General features: G+C 37.3%; 17 protein-coding genes and 4 pseudogenes. 14 read left to right on the top strand and 7 right to left on the bottom strand.

Going from position 1 to position 16,435, the window contains the following annotated elements; genetic code table 11:
• Window positions 1–277: 277 nt before the first annotated feature.
• Entirely contained in the window at window positions 278–886 is a 609-nt protein-coding gene (locus tag I4641_RS16390; protein ID WP_229641655.1) for a type IV secretion system DNA-binding domain-containing protein, read from the bottom strand.
• A gap of 150 nt (window positions 887–1,036) precedes the next feature.
• On the opposite strand from I4641_RS16390, the gene I4641_RS16385 reads away from it, so the two are divergent.
• The 3 genes from I4641_RS16385 (at window position 1,037) to I4641_RS16375 (ending at window position 2,789) form a co-directional block, all read left to right on the top strand.
• Complete coding sequence (locus I4641_RS16385) at window positions 1,037–1,411, top strand: phage tail protein (protein ID WP_229641654.1); 375 nt, start codon at window positions 1,037–1,039, stop codon at window positions 1,409–1,411.
• Window positions 1,412–1,524: 113 nt separating this feature from the next.
• Window positions 1,525–2,418, top strand: coding sequence for a tyrosine-type recombinase/integrase (locus I4641_RS16380; RefSeq protein ID WP_229641653.1), 894 nt, complete (start codon window positions 1,525–1,527; stop codon window positions 2,416–2,418).
• 26 nt (window positions 2,419–2,444) lie between these two features.
• Window positions 2,445–2,789, top strand: a complete 345-nt coding sequence (locus I4641_RS16375; protein WP_369426819.1) for a type II toxin-antitoxin system RelE/ParE family toxin — start codon at window positions 2,445–2,447, stop codon at window positions 2,787–2,789.
• Here the strand turns inward: I4641_RS16375 and I4641_RS16370 are convergent, their stop codons facing one another.
• Complete coding sequence (locus tag I4641_RS16370) at window positions 2,790–3,107, bottom strand: helix-turn-helix domain-containing protein (RefSeq protein ID WP_229641651.1); 318 nt, start codon at window positions 3,105–3,107, stop codon at window positions 2,790–2,792.
• Window positions 3,108–3,355: 248 nt separating this feature from the next.
• Here I4641_RS16370 and I4641_RS16365 point away from each other — a divergent pair, with 248 nt between their 5' ends.
• The 4 genes from I4641_RS16365 (at window position 3,356) to I4641_RS16350 (ending at window position 5,222) form a co-directional block, all read left to right on the top strand.
• Window positions 3,356–3,997, top strand: a complete 642-nt coding sequence (locus tag I4641_RS16365; RefSeq protein WP_229641650.1) for a nucleotide-binding protein — start codon at window positions 3,356–3,358, stop codon at window positions 3,995–3,997.
• Window positions 3,998–4,051: 54 nt separating this feature from the next.
• Window positions 4,052–4,336: a hypothetical protein gene (locus I4641_RS16360; RefSeq protein WP_229641649.1), complete on the top strand. Its 285-nt coding sequence runs from the start codon at window positions 4,052–4,054 to the stop codon at window positions 4,334–4,336.
• 95 nt (window positions 4,337–4,431) lie between these two features.
• Window positions 4,432–4,806 (top strand): type II toxin-antitoxin system prevent-host-death family antitoxin, encoded by a 375-nt coding sequence (locus I4641_RS16355; protein WP_229641648.1) that lies wholly within the window; start codon window positions 4,432–4,434, stop codon window positions 4,804–4,806.
• Window positions 4,803–5,222: a type II toxin-antitoxin system VapC family toxin gene (locus tag I4641_RS16350; RefSeq protein WP_229641647.1), complete on the top strand. Its 420-nt coding sequence runs from the start codon at window positions 4,803–4,805 to the stop codon at window positions 5,220–5,222. Before I4641_RS16355 ends, I4641_RS16350 begins: the two co-directional genes overlap by 4 nt.
• Window positions 5,223–5,332: 110 nt before the next feature.
• Here I4641_RS16350 and I4641_RS16345 read toward each other — a convergent pair.
• Window positions 5,333–5,914: pseudogene (locus I4641_RS16345) on the bottom strand (recombinase family protein); the annotation flags it as partial.
• Between the two features lie 283 nt (window positions 5,915–6,197).
• Between I4641_RS16345 and I4641_RS24440 the strand changes: the two are divergent.
• Both I4641_RS24440 and I4641_RS16330 read left to right on the top strand, forming a co-directional pair.
• Window positions 6,198–6,608: pseudogene (locus I4641_RS24440) on the top strand (DUF6932 family protein).
• Window positions 6,609–6,621: 13 nt separating this feature from the next.
• Entirely contained in the window at window positions 6,622–7,056 is a 435-nt protein-coding gene (locus I4641_RS16330) for a helix-turn-helix transcriptional regulator (RefSeq protein WP_229641643.1), read from the top strand.
• A 247-nt stretch (window positions 7,057–7,303) separates the two neighbouring features.
• Here I4641_RS16330 and I4641_RS16325 read toward each other — a convergent pair whose 3' ends face one another.
• Complete coding sequence (locus I4641_RS16325; protein ID WP_229641642.1) at window positions 7,304–8,494, bottom strand: thiolase family protein; 1,191 nt, start codon at window positions 8,492–8,494, stop codon at window positions 7,304–7,306.
• 322 nt (window positions 8,495–8,816) lie between these two features.
• On the opposite strand from I4641_RS16325, the gene I4641_RS16320 reads away from it, so the two are divergent.
• Together I4641_RS16320 and I4641_RS16315 are read left to right on the top strand one after the other, a co-directional pair.
• Window positions 8,817–9,722, top strand: a complete 906-nt coding sequence (locus tag I4641_RS16320) for a hypothetical protein (RefSeq protein WP_229641641.1) — start codon at window positions 8,817–8,819, stop codon at window positions 9,720–9,722.
• On the top strand, window positions 9,719–10,606 hold the full coding sequence (locus tag I4641_RS16315) for a hypothetical protein (RefSeq protein WP_229641640.1): 888 nt from the start codon (window positions 9,719–9,721) through the stop codon (window positions 10,604–10,606). Before I4641_RS16320 ends, I4641_RS16315 begins: the two co-directional genes overlap by 4 nt.
• Here I4641_RS16315 and I4641_RS16310 read toward each other — a convergent pair.
• Window positions 10,590–11,228, bottom strand: coding sequence for a nucleoside deaminase (locus I4641_RS16310; RefSeq protein ID WP_229641639.1), 639 nt, complete (start codon window positions 11,226–11,228; stop codon window positions 10,590–10,592). The two genes, I4641_RS16315 and I4641_RS16310, sit on opposite strands and share 17 nt — an antisense overlap.
• Before the next feature lie 397 nt (window positions 11,229–11,625).
• On the opposite strand from I4641_RS16310, the gene I4641_RS16305 reads away from it, so the two are divergent.
• Both I4641_RS16305 and I4641_RS16300 read left to right on the top strand, forming a co-directional pair.
• Entirely contained in the window at window positions 11,626–11,841 is a 216-nt protein-coding gene (locus I4641_RS16305; RefSeq protein ID WP_229641638.1) for a hypothetical protein, read from the top strand.
• A gap of 339 nt (window positions 11,842–12,180) precedes the next feature.
• Window positions 12,181–13,059: pseudogene (locus I4641_RS16300) on the top strand (IS5 family transposase); the annotation flags it as partial.
• 71 nt (window positions 13,060–13,130) lie between these two features.
• Here I4641_RS16300 and I4641_RS16295 read toward each other — a convergent pair.
• Window positions 13,131–14,408: pseudogene (locus I4641_RS16295) on the bottom strand (IS1634 family transposase); the annotation flags it as partial.
• Here I4641_RS16295 and I4641_RS16290 point away from each other — a divergent pair.
• A complete protein-coding gene (locus I4641_RS16290; RefSeq protein WP_229641636.1) occupies window positions 14,391–15,206 on the top strand; it encodes a formyl transferase in 816 nt (271 codons plus the stop codon). The pseudogene I4641_RS16295 and the gene I4641_RS16290 overlap by 18 nt on opposite strands.
• A gap of 189 nt (window positions 15,207–15,395) precedes the next feature.
• On the opposite strand, the gene I4641_RS16285 is transcribed toward I4641_RS16290, so the two are convergent.
• A complete protein-coding gene (locus I4641_RS16285; protein ID WP_229641635.1) occupies window positions 15,396–16,361 on the bottom strand; it encodes an ATP-grasp domain-containing protein in 966 nt (321 codons plus the stop codon).
• Between the last annotated feature and the right edge of the window lie 74 nt (window positions 16,362–16,435).

Genomic DNA, 16,435 nt, shown 5'->3' with positions numbered 1-16,435 from the left:
GTGAGGATCTCGGCAATTGAGAATTAGCTTAGTAGGCGGAAATAGAAGGTTCGTGCAACGAAGTGCAGCCTGTCGCTAAAACCCTTGCTGTACAACTAATACAGCGATTTTATTTTCAATCATTAGCGATCGCCCAAATATAAGTTATGCAAATGTTTTTCTAGCATGATAAATATGAAAAAAACTTTGCCGAAAATGGAAGTCGGGATATATCAAAACATCTATCTCAGAGCATTGTAACTACGTCTTGAATTTAAAAAACATTGCCTAAAAGGACTCAAACTAGGCAATGTTTTGATAAGAAATTTCGATCTAAATAGGGTTCAAATGGGGTTGACAAGTGTGAAATCATATAAGGCTGCACCATATGACACGAACCTTCTATTTCCGCCTTATTGCTAGTCCGCTCGTAGATTTCGCTTAATAAGTTTCTCGCACTATCAGACCAAAACTTATCAGTATGATGATGATCGGGAATTATACTGGCAGCTATAGTTTCATTACTAGCGGATTCCCAGTTGTGACTCCAACCCAAGCTACGTTTGTCTTTGGGATTAAAAATAAGATCTTGCTTTTCATTATAAAAATTGGCAGTAAACTCTCCATTACGGTCAAAGCAAACAACTCGATAGTCAGGTCTTTGTTTTAATTCGCTAATTAATTTAGCAATTGCCTGGGTTTTGCCAGAGCCTGGCGAACCGACACAGAAAATTCCTAAGTCCTCTAGGTTATGAGGCAAACGTAATCCAGCGATGGACAGTTGAGGTAGGTGAAAATCATGTCTGCTTTTATCTATTTTGTCGTTATGTCGATCCAACAGAGCTTGAATTTTATTGGTCGATTCTTCTATTTTGACTCCACGCAAAAACTGTTCTTTAAATTTCATTGATTGCTCTATTTAGACTAAAAAGGCGATCGTATACCAGCCCTTGTAGTGTTAATCCTGGTAAGTGAGATAATAAAATTAAAAAGGAAGCCTCCCGACGACCAATCAGTAACGCTTCCCTTTGTTTTAAAACCTATAAAGATTATACCAATGACTAACCCGAACGAAAATAATAGCGATCGCCTAGATAGAATTGAGCAGCTATTCGAGCAAAATGAAATTAGACTAGGGCGAATGATTCTCCAGCAAGAATCAGACAACCGCAGAATGCTAGCGATTGAACGTACTATTCAAGCCATGTTAGAGCAAAGAGCTACAGATAAGCTCGAACATGACGAGAGAATGCGATTCTCCGAAGAAAGAATAAATCGCTTAGAAGATGTTGCGGTTAAATTGGCAAACATCGAAGAAGCTCAGAACAAGATGTTAGTGAGTATAGATGAGGATCGACCAACGGTTTTACGCCGATTAATGGCAATTGAAAATAAAGTTGATAGTTTAATTGAACGCGATCGCAGGGCGTAGATTTTAATTGCTCAATCAAGAAAAGAATTTACTTTATTTAAGTGGCGATTTTAATATATGCGTACTGTTCTAGCTTCAATTGAATTCAACAAAATGACTTGGTTTGTTGCACTATGAATACTAATGTCCTTACCCGCGTCGATTGCGATCGCGATCTGGTCTATCTTTGGTTGGGAGATAAAAGTAGAACTACCGTGGTTTGTTACAGCAGCATTGTAACTGGCTTTTTTGACTTCATCAACAAGCCTTTATCCCAAGTAGCGATCGAGGATTTGCAGCTATGGCACAGGCGACTCCAGTTAACAGATAAGCCCTCTACCGTCGCTAATAAAATTAGGGCGATTAAGTCCCTCTTTAGCTATGGGGTTAAGGTTGGCTATCTTGAGGTTAATGTCGGCAGCTATATTAAATGTCCTAAAGTCAAGGAAAAGTTAGCCCAACGGATACTATCGGAAGAGGATTGTTTGAAACTGATTGAGGCTACTAAAAGCGAACGCGATCGCGCAATGTTATGTCTGATGTACGGCTGTGGTTTGAGGGTGTCGGAGGTATGTAGTTTGACCTGGGATGATTTACAGCCGTGCGCTGGAGCGCACCGCCATTCGCTATTCGCGAATGTCGATTCGGCTTTGCCGAATGGTGAAGGAGGAAGATGTAACGTCTTTGGTAAAGGTGCTAAAACCCGCGTGGTATTAGTTCCTGCTTCTGTCTGGAAATTAATAATGAAGCAACCGAGACTAATTGATGCGGTGTTTGTTTCCCGTACTGGTAGACCCTTAGAAAGAACGATGATTTTCCGAATCGTTAAAGCTTGTGCCAAACGCGCAGAGGTATCTCAAAAAGCCTCCTGTCATTGGTTGAGACATTCCCACGCTTCCCATGCCATTGAATCGGGCTGTAATTTAAGACTGCTACAGAAATCCCTCGGACATAGTAAGTTAGAGACAACAGAACGCTATCTTCATATCAATCCTGAGAGTGGTTCTTCTCAGTTTATTAATATCTAATGACTAAAGGTTCGCCCCAAACACCTATGAAAAAATTTGCGTTTGTTAACGATGCAGCAGAGCGAGAATACAAGGCTTTACCTACGGGAATTCAAAAGGATTTTGGCGTTAGCTTGAGTGCCATTCAAAAAGATGAAACTCCATTTTTAACCATCAGGTCGTTGAGTAGCATTGGAGCAGGAGTAATCGAGTTAAAGATCGATGGCAGTCCTGCTTATCGGTGCGTGTATATCGCCAAGTATTTAGATACCGTAGTGGTTTTACACTCTTTTACCAAAACCACCAACGGGGTAGACAGACAAGCTATGAAGACTGCCAAACAAAGATATAAAGAGCTAATGGCAGAAGTGGCAAAAGCCAAAAAGTCTTGACTAAACAGAGGTAGCTACCCGCTCGATTTTAATTTCCGCTTCGTTATTATTTTTACTAACAAAGCTAGACTTAAAGCCGAGATCGTCGAGAATTGAGATTAAAGCATCTATAGTGAATTTATCGATTTTGCCCCTCATTAAATCAGAAACCCTTGGCTGGTCAACACCTAATACCTTAGATGCTTCAAGCTGCGTCCAGCCAGAGCTTTCAATGATATCGCGAATCATGATGGTCATCTCCGTTTTCAGCACGGATTTACTGGCTTCTTTGGGAGTCTCGAACGCGTGAAATGGAGTTTCGTAAAAATTAAGTGCCATGACTAATATATAAAATTTTATATATTTAATATTCAACATTATGACACAGTAATTACTCAACTTTAGGGATTGCTGATTTGTACGCTCCGTCACTTTTGTTAGAGATCGCCATATCCACGCTATAAATCATTACATAATGATTTATAGCTAACTGTATATCATTATTAAATTAAAACCATATATCAGTATTGACTTCAATCATACTGTCAGTTAAAACTGACGTGCTGTTAGCATTTGATAAAGATGTAATGACAAAAATAATAACTCTCTGTACCACTAAGGGAGGAACGAGCAAAACATCACTAACTGCCAGTTTGCTATCTCACTGGCATAGTAAAAAAAGGCGTGTTGCTGCGGTGGATGCCGACCCTAACTGTAATCTGACTCGCTGGCTTGATAAAGGTACTCTTACCGATATTCCCCATATAGCAGAAACTAACGAAGGGGAAATTATTGAAGCTGTAGAAAATATATCTACAGATCGCGATATCGTCTTAGTTGATGTTGCTGGTTTCGGCAATCAATCAATGGTTTATGCCATTGGAATCTCTTCTTTTGTAATCATTCCTTGCCGTCCCTCAGAGGATGATGTTTTAGAAGCACTTAAAACCAAACAGGTAGTAGCCAATGCAGCTAAACTCACCCGTCGGGAGATTCCTTATAAAGTAGTGTTGACTCAGGTAAAAGCAGGTACGTTAGTTATTAACCATACCCTCAAGCAATTTGAAGCTTTTAATGTCCCCTTATTTGATACGGCGATCGCTTCTCGCACCATCTATCAAACCTCTAGATTTAGTGGGGAAACTCCCATTACTGCCGAACCTCAAGGTAAAGCAGCCAAAGAAATAAAAGCCCTGGCAAAAGAGATAGAAGTACAGTTAAGCTTATAGCCTTAAATACTTTTAACTGTATGTAATGATGTATAGATATAAAGAGGAAATGATATGAGTAAAATCAAGAAGGGACTAGGAGATATTGATACCTCGGCATTAGGAGATTTCGCAGCCGAAAACTTTCCCAAAACTCAACCTGCAAAAAGTAAATTGAATAAAGAAAAACCTGAAAAGGATGTAACTATTACCCTGAGAATTCCCCCTAGAATCGCTAAAGACTTAAGAATTAAAGCAGCTACCGCCGACAAAACCCAACGAGAATTTATCTTAGAGGGGTTAAAAAAAATGGGTATCGATGTCAAAGATGAAGATATAGCCGACCGCCGTAAAAGTTAAATAAACTGTTTGAGAACAACGGAAAACCAAGATTAGTTGATAATTTAGATCTGGATATTCCAATTATCCGCCCTTAGATGAGGCTATTAAAAAATATGAAAAATCAATATTCAACCCAACAACTAAATCAAAACCTGCCTGAAGTTTTAAAGCAGATAAGCCAGGGTAATCCGATTGAAATTACTCAGTCAGGAGAACCCTTTGCCGTCATTCTCTCATCATCAGAATATCAGCGTTTGACCGCACGGACATCTGCGGGGCTAACGCCCCATCGCCATGCGGAGCATGGCTCTGAGCCGAAGGCTCTGCGTGCTGAACCGAGTTCAGCGCCCGTGTCCTCATCTAAATCTAGCTTCTGGAAATCATTACAAGACTTTCGCTCCTCTAACAATTTAGAAGAATTAGAGACTGAGACAGATGTATTTGCCGATGTTCGCGATCGCTCGTCAGGACGGGAGGTTAATTTTTGACCCTGCTTTATTTACTCGATACTAATGTCGTTTCCGAACCCTTGCGACCCAAACCCAACCCCGCAGTGATGCGCTCATTACGAGCGCATCAAGAAGAAATTGCTACGGCTACCGTTGTCTGGCACGAGCTTTTATTTGGGCTTCTTCGTCTCCCCGAATCCAAGAAACGCCGTATTATTGAAACCTATTTACAAAATGTAGTCAAGCCTCACATCCCCCTGTTTCCTTACGACGAAACAGCAGCAACCTGGCACGCAGAAGAAAGAACTCGCCTCGTCGCAGCAGGTCAAACTCCCGCCTTTGTTGACGGACAAATCGCTGCTACGGCGATCGCCAACAATTTAATTCTCGTTACTAATAACACTTCCGATTTTGAAAACTTTTTGAATTTGAAGTTAGAAAACTGGCATCAATAATTTCAAAAAGTCGCACCCATTATTATCGAACAGGTTCAGCCTGCTTAATATCGGCGTTGAAGGTCAACATACTAAAAGAAAATCGATTAACTTCGATATTAGGATTTATGTTTGACATACTTACCAATCTCTACTCGTCTACATCTCAGATATTTATAGAGAGTAGCTTTAGAGATATCTAAATCTTTAGCAATCTGATTGACAGGCATTCCTTCCTCATAGTAGGAAGCAGCAATACGAGCCTTTCTTTGAGCATCTTCAGATAATCCTGGTTTACGCCCGCCGACTCTTCCTCTAGCTCTAGCAGCAGCCAATCCCGCATTTGTTCTTTCTCTGATAATCTCCCGTTCAAATTCTGCCAAAGAAGCAAAGATATTAAACACCAATCTTCCTTGAGCAGTAGTAGTATCAATTGGATCGTTAAGACTCCTCAGACCAATATCTCTTTGATTCAATTCAGCCACAAGTTCAACCAAATGCTTGAGCGATCGCCCTAGCCGATCTAATTTCCAAATCACAATTACATCTTTTTGTCGCGCCTCTTTCAAAATTTCATCCAAGCCAGGGCGAGCAGTTTTTGCTCCACTGACGGTATCGGTAAAAAATCTTTTGCATCCATGCAAATCTAAAGCATCGAGCTGTAAATCCAGATTTTGGTCTTTTGTACTAACGCGAGCATAACCAAGAAGCATTTAAAGATAATTGTTTACTAAACTTATCTACTAAGAACAATAATATACTTTGATTAGCTAAACTACAATAATGAACAAATCTCGAAAAATGGAAAATTAGAAATGCTCATAGCAATCGCCGTTTGAGAGAAAATAGATTTTGTATTATATTTGGTAGTACAAAATCTATTTTAACGACCGTTTTATTGAACAATTGACATGCTATTCAGCAATTTATGCTAATCTAAGGTCAAGCACAACAAATATGTTGTGTACAAACTTTTAATAATGCAATCGTGTTTGTATGCTGCCCCAATTTAATGAAAGGGGTTTTCTCCCACCTGGAATTTATGAAACATCTTGGACTGAATTAAAAAATCGTTTTGGCAAAGGCGATCGTAGGCAGAACATCTTGGTTGGCTTGTCAGCTATTCTAAAGTTATTAGGATAAGCAGGCTGTCAAAGAGTTTATTTAGGTGGCAGTTTTATCAGCAATAAGGAATATCCTAACGACTTCGATGGTTGCTATGATGACATGAATATAGATTACAATTTGCTAGATCCTATATTTGATGAGGATCTAAGCGTTCAGAAAGAAAGATTTGGCGGAGAACTATTAGCAGATCCAACTTTTCAAGGCTTTTTTCAAACAGATCGAGATGGTAATCCTAGAGGAATCGTCGCAATTGACCCAAGAGAATTGCTTGAACAATAGAGGAAAAAACACCATGATCCAAAATCAGCATCAACATCAAGTAACTCAGAATAAGTTGAAGGATTTAGAACAAAGTTCAATCGAATTAGAAAAAATCAAAGATAACTTACACCCACGTCAGTTTTTAGGACGTAAGAATAGTTTAGTTGAAAAAATTGATGCTATACGGCGAGAAATTGCTGAATATGAAGGCTTAAGACAACAACAGACATCAATTAAAATTACATCAATCCAAGATTTACCTCTGGCTCTGATTAAAGCCAGAATTGCTCTGGGAATGACTCAGAAAGAGTTAGCCGATCTTCTAGGAGTCAAAGAGCAGCAAGTACAAAGAGACGAAGCCAATCAATATAATTCTGCGGGATTTCGCCGTATAGCAGAAGTGGCAGATGCGTTAAAAATTAAAATTCAAGAGACTAGTATTTTATTATTGGATCGCTCTATTTAAAGATTGCTCTTTGTTTTTGAAAATGAGGAAACATAAATTATATTTATCTTTACTGCCATATATTTTTGCAATAAGATGAGTTAATTCTCAATTGCCGCTCCTATTCTCAATAAAAAGTGAGCGTAGATTATGCGATCGCCGTAACCCTGATTCTGCGGTAAATCCTAGTACCGATAGTGATTATTATCGGTACTAGAAATAGAAAGAATATAAATAAATCAAATAACAATCTAACTTTTTCAATTTATCAGAATCTCTTTACTGCTAAAGCTGTAGCACCACCAGTTCCATGGCAAATCGATGCTATACCTAAGTTTTTATCTTCTTGTTGTAAAGCATTAAGTAAGGTAACTAAAATCCTAGCCCCTGAAGCTCCGATTGGATGTCCTATAGCGATTGCTCCTCCGTATGGATTAAGCTTGCTATAAGAGATACCTAGCATACGGCTGAATAGAATATTACTTAATGCAAAAGCCTCATTATTTTCAAATAGATCGATATCTTTGGTTTTGAGATTGAGCTTTTCTAAAAGACTTTTAACGGCAAAAACTGGCATTTCAAGAAAACGCCAAGTTTCACCCGCAGCAGAATTAGCACCTAGTACCTCTGCTATGGGATTGAGTCCGTAATCATCTACGGCTTTTTGACTTGCTAAGAGCAAAGCTGCCGCACCATCTGATATTTGACTACTATTACCTACCGTAAACATACCTTCTGTCTTAAAAGCAGATTTAAGTTTTCCAAGGCTTTTTCTATTAATATCATGACGGATACCTTCATCTTCGTCGATCAACGTAAAACCTTTTTCTCCACTAATATTTATTGGAGTAATCTCTCGCTGAAATACAGATTCTGCCGTAGATTTAACTGCTCTTTCATGAGAGTAAAAAGCTATTTCATCTAATTCTGCTCTAGTTGCTTTGTATTCTGTCGCTAATCGCTCTGCTTGTTTTCCCATCACCTCCGAAGTTATGGGATCTGTTATTCCATCAATAACTAAAATATCTTTAACTATTTCTGGTGAACCCAAGAGAAGCTTATATCCCCATCGAGCACGATGAGAAAGGAAAAATCCAGTTTGAGACATAGATTCTACACCACCAGCTAAGACTAAATTAGCTTCGTCTGCTTTAATTGCTGTGGCAGCATTTATAACTGCCATCATGCTTGAGGAACAAACCATATTAATTCCATAGCCGTTTACCGTTAGAGGAATTCCTGCTTTTAAAGCAGCTTGACGAGGTAGTAATTGTCCGTGTCCAGTTCCCAGTACATTACCAAAAATATACATATCTAAGGCTTTCCCTGATACATCAGCCTGTTTGAGTGCTGCTTGCATGACATGCGAACCTAAATCTACTGGAGAAATAGAAGCAAGATTACCTCCAAAACGTCCAATAGGCGTACGAACTGCTGCAACAATGTAAACTTTTTTCATATTTAGTTTGACTTTTTGGTGACTTGGTTCCGCAGATTTAGCCGTTTCAATAAATTCAAACTAAATACTGAAGTTAGGTTGATTTAAGAATTGCTACGCTGATCAGCTTAATGTAAGTGGTGACAAGCCTAAGAATGATACCATTATCATTCTTAGGCTTGTATAGGGCAAAAAAGTTTAGTTTTTTACTTTTTTGCTCGTACTATGTTGCTCTGAATCTACACTATCTTTCTGAGGTAAATAGCTGCCAATGGTTAGCACAACAAACCTTTTGTCCAAAAAAGTCGAACAATTTTATAGGACCTATGGTCCATCTAAACAGATGGGTAATAGTACCTCTAATCTTAATCGCCCCCATTTTTTTCTACATCGTAATTTTTTAGGGGAGCAAGATCTTGCCATTCTTTTTAATACTAAACGTTGTCAATATCAGTGTAAATTCTGCGCTTTGCCTTACAAGTCGTCTCGCACTTGGATTGGCACAGAGAGTATCCTAGCTCAATTTGAGTATGTCATTAGCGAAATGAAGCATTCCTTAAGTTCCCTTGATAGATTCACTATTGCTAATGAAGGATCGGTATTTGACGAACGTACCTTTCCCACAGAAGCACTATTTGATATTATTGCTGCTGTGAATTGCTTACCGCGTCTTGCCAAATTGGTTATTGAGACTCGTCTGGAGTTTCTGGATGTAAACAGACTTCAGCAACTGAAAACAATTACCAGTAAAAGGATTGACATCCTTACTGGTTTTGAAAGTTTAGATGAACACATTCGAGAGGAAATCTTAGGTAAACGAGAACCATTAGAGTCTTTTCAGTTGGGTTTGGATAAGATTGCCAAATTTGACTGTGAACTAACTACTTATGTACTTTTTAAACCTAGTCCATACATGACTGATGCCGAAGCGATTGTTGAAGCCGAGCGTTCTATTGATTATGTAGCAGAAAGCTGTAATCGACGGAATATTCCCTTCACCATTCGCCTCAACCCTATGTATGTTGCTGAAAAAACTCCTTGGGCGAATTTAGCAAAATCCTTGGACAATTATCAACCACCTAAATTGACAGATGTATATACTTTAGCTAATAAAAAGAAAAGTGAAGGCATGAAAGTATATCTTGGTTTAACTTCTGAAGGTCTTTCAGCAAAAGAAAATACCTATAGAGGAAGGGAAGATTTTTCCTCTCAAATTTTAAAACAAGCAATTATTGCCAATACACCATGAGAGAGAATGAACAAAAAGATTTAGGCAGCAGTAAAATTGTAACTCGTCAAATTAAACCTCACGGACGTTTTTTCTCTCAAGCTGCTGACGGCACTGTTATTAATCCAGCTAGTATGGATAATGTACCAGAATCCGTACATCCTTTGATTGATGAAGTGGTTACTGTTTATCAACAAAGATTTGGACAAAATTTACACAGTGTCTATGTACGTGGTTCTGTAGTTCATGGCACATCTGTACGAAATTTTTCCGATTTAGATACTTTTGCATTAGTTCAGCCAACAGATAAACAACCATTTATTTGGTGGTGTACACCAGATTGGGAATCAGAGGCTTCATCAATGATTCTAAGTAAGTATCCTGAATATATTACTAAAATCGATTTTGGTTATGCTACTTGGCATAAAGATTTTCTCAAACGAAATCCAACTTTAGCAACTACGATTAAGACACAATCCTTATGTATTGCAGGCATTAATGTCCAATCTCTGTTGCCTAATTTTAAACCAGGACCAGAAATGTGTTGTAATTATCTGGGACTGGAAAGAGAATTAGCATTGCTATCGGCTATGGTTTTGGGTCAGAAAGATCTAGATGTATACAAAGCTCAAGCAGCAGTTAAGCGTATGATTCGTGTTGGGTTTGAATTAATAATGGAACAGGAAAGACGTTACACTGGTAGTCTCTATTATTGCTATGATTGTTTGTGTCGTTACTATCCAGAGCAACGTGAAACAGTACGTCAATTGTTAGAGTTTTATCTTAATCCTCAACCCGATCTAGAAGCCATCGCTAAATGTTTAACTTATGGCAAGTGGCTCAAAGAAAAGGTGGATAGAGATCTGCGCCCAAGCATAGAAAACTTAGCTAGCGTTGAGCAATAATATTGCTTAACTCACTCTCGGTCAAAGCAAAAATTTTACCTGCTGCATTAATTAGTTCAGGATTACATGAGGGTCTACCAAAAAACTGGGGTGGTTCTCGGCGTTTAGCCATTTGCTGCCAAAAAGGAGGTAGTTTGTTCCATTGACTTACCATTCCACATTCAGGATCTTCGGCAGCAAATAATACCCTACGTATACCTGTGTTAATTAGACGTACCGTACACATGGGACAACATTCTAAAGAAGTATAGAGACTGAAGTCAGTAACTTGCTTGAGATTAGGAAGACTATCCTCAAATATATCAAGAGCCATCATTTCAGCATGACGATCTGTACGTAAGTAAGGCTTCAGTAATTTGTTTTGTCCCTCAGCAACTACTCGACCTTGTACATCAGTAATGACCGCACCTACACCATAATTTCCTAAAGATACAGCTTGTAATGCCAAAATACAGGACAACCATATATAAGGATCGTCTTCAACTTTAGTAAATTCATATAGATAGAGCCAATTTCGCCAAGTACTCACTTCAGATCTTTCATTTTTAATCTGTTCTAATAGTGTTTCACCCCGTAAACGTAAAGATAAGATTATGTCTTGTTCTTTATTGCTATGTTGCATCTAAATTAGTAAGATATTAAGTATACAAGCACTCAATTGTATCTTGTCAAGGCAAAAATTAAATAGAAAAGACTTTTAATTGATTCTGTTGCTCATTATAAAGATTTAACCTATGACTCTATTACGTACTTTGCTATTTCAGAAAATCGAGATTCAAAAATTGTTAATTCGATAGCAAATTATTAAATATTTTTCACAAAAAAGTCATATTATTATTAATATTATTTTAACAGGGTGTTAGCTTGATAGGTAACTGCGATGATCGTACTGATAGTCAAGTAATAGCTTACTAACTTTTAATATATTTTTGTATTTTTTATCAAAACAAAATTTAATTTGACTTTATTTAAAATTAAGATTAGAGAAAGAATTAATATAAAATTATTTTGGATCTGAAATGGACAAATTAGATTTTTATTCTTCATCTTTTAAGATTTCTATTTACGTTATTTTTATAACGGCAATTTCAGTTATTATTGCAGTAATCACAGGACATAAAGAATATGCTTTGTATGCAATTTTTTTTGGATTAGGTGCTGCAACTGTGGGAATAAGTTTGGAATTAGAAAAAATCTTATTAATATTAGTCAATAATAATTCAAATAAAAGTTAAATAAAAGTTACTCAATTTATTTATCCGCTTTGGGTTTCGGATTTACTACTTATTTCAACAAAATTCCTCTGCCTAGTTCAAACCCACATTCCGCTGTTAGCATCGTCATAAAATAATTAGGGTTAACTGAAAAGGTTGGGAACGATTGCAATAAATAAAGTTGAAGGTGGTTGGGGACTATTCAAATCCAAGGAAAATTGAGATAATCACTAAAAAACCTTGCACCTGTCAGTTGAAATGTACAGAAATACAAACGAGGTTCAGAAAAAAGTAGAAAACTTTGAGCTGCCATTTGGAGGCAGATTATCTCAAGAGAATCGATGGGTAAAACTATCAAAAGAAAGTGAGCCGTCATCTGTTAAAAATCAAGGAAAATTGATTCTCGATGCTACTTGTACTCCCGCAGATATCAGTTATCCTACCGATATTAAACTGTTGAATCAAGCTAGAGAACACACAGAGAAAATATTGGATAGATTATACGAACAAGTTGAAGATAAATTTGAGAGGAAACCCAGAACTTACCGCCAAAAAGCGAGAAAAGACTATTTAGAAATTACCAAGCAGCGTCGCCCTCGTCATAAAAAACGTCGAAAAGCATTACGCAAACAGTTAGCTTATCTACGGCGGAATTTATGCCACATCGATACTCTCATCAGCGAAGGCGCAAACTTATCCCAACTCAAGGGACACAGTTATCGTATGTTGTTAATTATTAATGAACTATTCAGGCAACAGCAATCTATGTACAGCAGCCGTTCGCGTCGCATTGATGACCGAATAGTTAGTCTGACTCAACCTCATATACGTCCTATTGTACGAGGTAAAGCTGGCACTCCTGTTGAATTCGGAGCAAAACTTTCTGTCAGTTATGTTGATGGTTGTTGTTTTCTCGATCGCCTCAGTTGGGATAATTTTAATGAATCAGGGGACTTTCAATCACAAATAGAGCAATATCGGCAAAGATTTGGTTGCTATCCTGAATCGGTTCATGTCGACCGAATTTATCGTACAAGGGCTAACAGAGCATTCTGTAAAGAACGGAACATCAGAATCAGTGCCCCTGCTTTGGGAAGACCTCCTCTTAACCCACAACCAGGCATGATTAAGCAACAACGAGAAGATGAAAGATTCCGAAATGCGATTGAAGGTAAGTTTGGTCAGGCAAAGCGTCGCTTCAGCTTAGGACGTATTATGGCTAAACTCTCTAATACTGCCGATTTTTTCGCTTACTCTTTTTAATTCCACTTTCTTTTCTGTTTCACTCAGACTTTTTCAGTAAGCCCTAATTAAGAATCTGGCTCAGGGAGAAGATAATAGCGGCGACAAGTCTTGCTGAAAAACTTTAAGATATGCTGTCGCTCATCTGTTAAATTCACAACTTCTTGAACACCTTGGAAAACGACTAGATGAACTGCTATGAAACATTGAAACACCCAGCGAAGTGTAGGAGTAGCAGTTGGTTTTCCTAATTGATTAGGAATTGTTTGTGCCTTTTGAGCCAAAGCCTGTCGCAGTTGACGCTGACCTAAGTTGTAAACCAACAGACTCAAAGACATAATCATTCCCAAAGCAGCAAGGCGTTTGGGTGACTTGAGAAATACACTGGACGCAAAGAAAAGAGGGTCTTTCAGGAAACGGAACCCACGCTCCACACCTTGTTGTGCTTTGTATTCACGTAAAGCTTCATCTGGACTTAACTTTTCTGAATCGAGAATATTGGTCGCTAAAATGAATCGACCGCAACGGATATTTTGAGCTGATATTTCACTTTCTATTGGGTTAACTATCGCCGTAACTCGATAATTAATGCGATTTGGTACATCATCTTTACTTGGTTTACCCGCTTTGCCATAGTGGCGTTTTTCAACTGTCTGAATATCTGAAAGTTCATGCCAGTTTAATTTCTTCGATAATTTTTGTGCCGCGCTGATAGCATCTGCAATATATGCGGAGCGGTATCCTTTAGGACAGGCAAATTCCTGGGCTGATAACTTCTTCAGTGCCTGTTGAGATTTTTGCTGGTGTTGCTCAATCTTTTTTGCCAGTCGTGTCAAGTCCGATTTCCGTCTTTGTTTACTTTCAATCAGTAGCCAACGTTGTGACACTCCCCCATACTCGCTGCTTGATTCTTCTAGCTTATAGCCTTTAACAGTACTTGGTTTTAGTTCAACTTCATTATTTACCAAGGTTGATGCTTCTTTGATACTCAGGGGGACTCTCGTGAGCCACTGTAAATTGTTCATAGCATTTATATTGTCTACGCTATACAGTGCGCCATCTGCTATGCACAGTCCTTCAAATGTCCATTGTTGTTTAAAGTCACCCAGCAACCCAGCAAATCTTGCTTTATCTGATTGGTTTCCTGAGGCTATTTCCATCAGCACTGGGATATCTCCATCGCCAACACATATCAAATTCATCACAAACTGCCTCAAATCTGGTCGATGGTCTCTCGAATATCCGTAAGTAACTTCAATCACCCCCAGTTCAGGGTCTTTTGCTGTGGATTCATATTTCCCATCTACATGGAACGAAGTAGAATCTAAATGAGCATTGTTTGTTTTATCAGAAAACAGCCAGTAACAGTTTATTTTGTTAACAAAATCAATGAAACTCATAAAGTAGACCTTGTTGTTATCGAAAAGCCATCCTCATCACAATTTTTAATCGGCTTAATCAAATTCAAAGGATTATTCGGTGCAGCCAGGACACTATTAGATAGATTCTTATTAAAAACATGGAAATCTAATTTATACGATCAGCTTTTTTCTAATAGTTGGAAAAACCTCAATAAGGATATTCCAATTATGGTAGTTAAGAGTGTCAATTCTCCTACAGTCTGTCAAAAAATCAGAGAAACTCACCCTGATTTACTATTAGTGCATGGCACTTCAATTGTGAAGCCTGAAATTATTAATAATGTAAATTTAGGATTAAATCTGCATTGGGGACTAAGCCCTTATTACCGAGGTGCCGCATGTACTGAGTGGGCATTACTAAATTGGGATATTTACAATATAGGTGTTACTATCCATAAATTAGCATCTGAAATTGATGGTGGCGATATTGTTGCTCAAGCGAGAATTGATGCTCAACCTGATGATACTATTCATTCTATTAATATGAAATTAACTTATTTTGGTACTGAACTTGTAACTAAAATAATCAATCGAATTGAGTGTGGTCATCAAATAAACTTCGCTAAACAAGATTTATCTCTGGGTTATCTAAATATTAAGAAGCAATTTGGAAAATATTTAGTGAAGCAAACTGAATTTATTGATAAAAATGGTGTTATTAAAACTATTTTAAAGAATCCATCGAGAACAAAGAAGCTTCCCATTATTACGCTTAAGGACTAAGGATAGTCTTAAATGATGGTTATTTTTTGCATCAAACCTGTCTTAAAAACAAACAAGATAATCAAATGAAATCATTAGATTGGAGTCATTCCAATCTGACATCTTAACTTATGAGCTTGAGAATAAAGACATCAAATAAAATATTGATAAAATATTACTGCTGTGATTGATTAGGAAAGTACTTGACTCTTAATCTATATCAAACATATAGCGGACGACTTTATCATAAACTTCTTTAGTTTTTTGATATCCTTCTTCACCACAATTTCTAATCACAGGACCCATAGTAACAGCCGTATGTGCTTCTAGGACTTTAAATTCATCATTACAGTCCAAAATATCAATTGAAGCAAAAAAAAGGTTAAGTTTACGCGCTGTTAGCAATGCAAGATTGCTAATCTTATCTTTCTTATCTTGGTCAATATTATTATGTAGACTTACTGTGGAACCTAGAGCCTCATTATGTTTCCATTTCAAGTTAAACTTTTCTCCATAAGCTAGAACTCGATCAGATGTCAAAATAGAATGGTCAAAATCCTTAAAAAGTTTAGCGATCTTCTGAGTGTCTAATAATGATATATAGTTTGAAAATAATGTTTTCAATCTAGAATGACCATCACCAACTAGAGCAAGGCATTCTTTACACCAAATTAATTCTGGTCGATCGTTTATTACAATTACACGATATTCAAATTCGGCCTTATAAAAAGGAGAAATACAAAATTCACTATAAATAGAAAGTAACTTATGTACGGTTTTCTCTAGTTCTCTTTGAGAGTGAGCATGATATACGTCTTGTCCAGAAAAACCATTATTAGGTTTACAAACAACATCAAAATTATACTTTTGAGCAAAATTTTGTATTGATGTCCATAGACTCTCATTAATCGAAGTTTTTTGAGAAGACAGAGAAAAAGTTCGATGCTCTACATGAGGAATTTGATGAAAATCGAGAATGATTGAAATTGCACCTTTGTCTTTGCAAATAGTTGACACTGAATCAGAATTTAATTCAAACTGAAAACCATGTATAAATTTCTGATAGTTACCTTTTTGCAAATGGATGATGGGATTATCTTTAAATAAATGTATCTCAATACCATACTTATTTGTTATGTCCTTAAGCATTTGTAATTGTATTTTTTCCTGTACCATTTATTTCATCCCAAACTTTAAATTAATGAAGTTTTATAAATATGAGAATGCTGAATTAAACAATTGTATGAAAT

It is taken from the genome of Waterburya agarophytonicola KI4 (assembly GCF_020640915.1).
Taxonomy (GTDB): Bacteria; Cyanobacteriota; Cyanobacteriia; order Cyanobacteriales; family Xenococcaceae; genus Waterburya; species Waterburya agarophytonicola.
Note: the sequence above shows the minus strand (reverse complement) of the source record. Positions and strands in the feature narration are given on the sequence as shown.

What these genes read in the sequence shown, in the direction of transcription:
- I4641_RS16390 (WP_229641655.1), bottom strand. Translation starts at nt 886, where the DNA reads ATGAAATTTAAAGAACAGTTTTTGCGTGGAGTCAAAATAGAAGAATCG.
- I4641_RS16385 (WP_229641654.1), top strand. Translation starts at nt 1,037, where the DNA reads ATGACTAACCCGAACGAAAATAATAGCGATCGCCTAGATAGAATTGAG.
- I4641_RS16380 (WP_229641653.1), top strand. Translation starts at nt 1,525, where the DNA reads ATGAATACTAATGTCCTTACCCGCGTCGATTGCGATCGCGATCTGGTC.
- I4641_RS16375 (WP_369426819.1), top strand. Translation starts at nt 2,445, where the DNA reads ATGAAAAAATTTGCGTTTGTTAACGATGCAGCAGAGCGAGAATACAAG.
- I4641_RS16370 (WP_229641651.1), bottom strand. Translation starts at nt 3,107, where the DNA reads ATGGCACTTAATTTTTACGAAACTCCATTTCACGCGTTCGAGACTCCC.
- I4641_RS16365 (WP_229641650.1), top strand. Translation starts at nt 3,356, where the DNA reads ATGACAAAAATAATAACTCTCTGTACCACTAAGGGAGGAACGAGCAAA.
- I4641_RS16360 (WP_229641649.1), top strand. Translation starts at nt 4,052, where the DNA reads ATGAGTAAAATCAAGAAGGGACTAGGAGATATTGATACCTCGGCATTA.
- I4641_RS16355 (WP_229641648.1), top strand. Translation starts at nt 4,432, where the DNA reads ATGAAAAATCAATATTCAACCCAACAACTAAATCAAAACCTGCCTGAA.
- I4641_RS16330 (WP_229641643.1), top strand. Translation starts at nt 6,622, where the DNA reads ATGATCCAAAATCAGCATCAACATCAAGTAACTCAGAATAAGTTGAAG.
- I4641_RS16325 (WP_229641642.1), bottom strand. Translation starts at nt 8,494, where the DNA reads ATGAAAAAAGTTTACATTGTTGCAGCAGTTCGTACGCCTATTGGACGT.
- I4641_RS16320 (WP_229641641.1), top strand. Translation starts at nt 8,817, where the DNA reads ATGGGTAATAGTACCTCTAATCTTAATCGCCCCCATTTTTTTCTACAT.
- I4641_RS16315 (WP_229641640.1), top strand. Translation starts at nt 9,719, where the DNA reads ATGAGAGAGAATGAACAAAAAGATTTAGGCAGCAGTAAAATTGTAACT.
- I4641_RS16310 (WP_229641639.1), bottom strand. Translation starts at nt 11,228, where the DNA reads ATGCAACATAGCAATAAAGAACAAGACATAATCTTATCTTTACGTTTA.
- I4641_RS16305 (WP_229641638.1), top strand. Translation starts at nt 11,626, where the DNA reads ATGGACAAATTAGATTTTTATTCTTCATCTTTTAAGATTTCTATTTAC.
- I4641_RS16290 (WP_229641636.1), top strand. Translation starts at nt 14,391, where the DNA reads ATGAGCATTGTTTGTTTTATCAGAAAACAGCCAGTAACAGTTTATTTT.
- I4641_RS16285 (WP_229641635.1), bottom strand. Translation starts at nt 16,361, where the DNA reads ATGGTACAGGAAAAAATACAATTACAAATGCTTAAGGACATAACAAAT.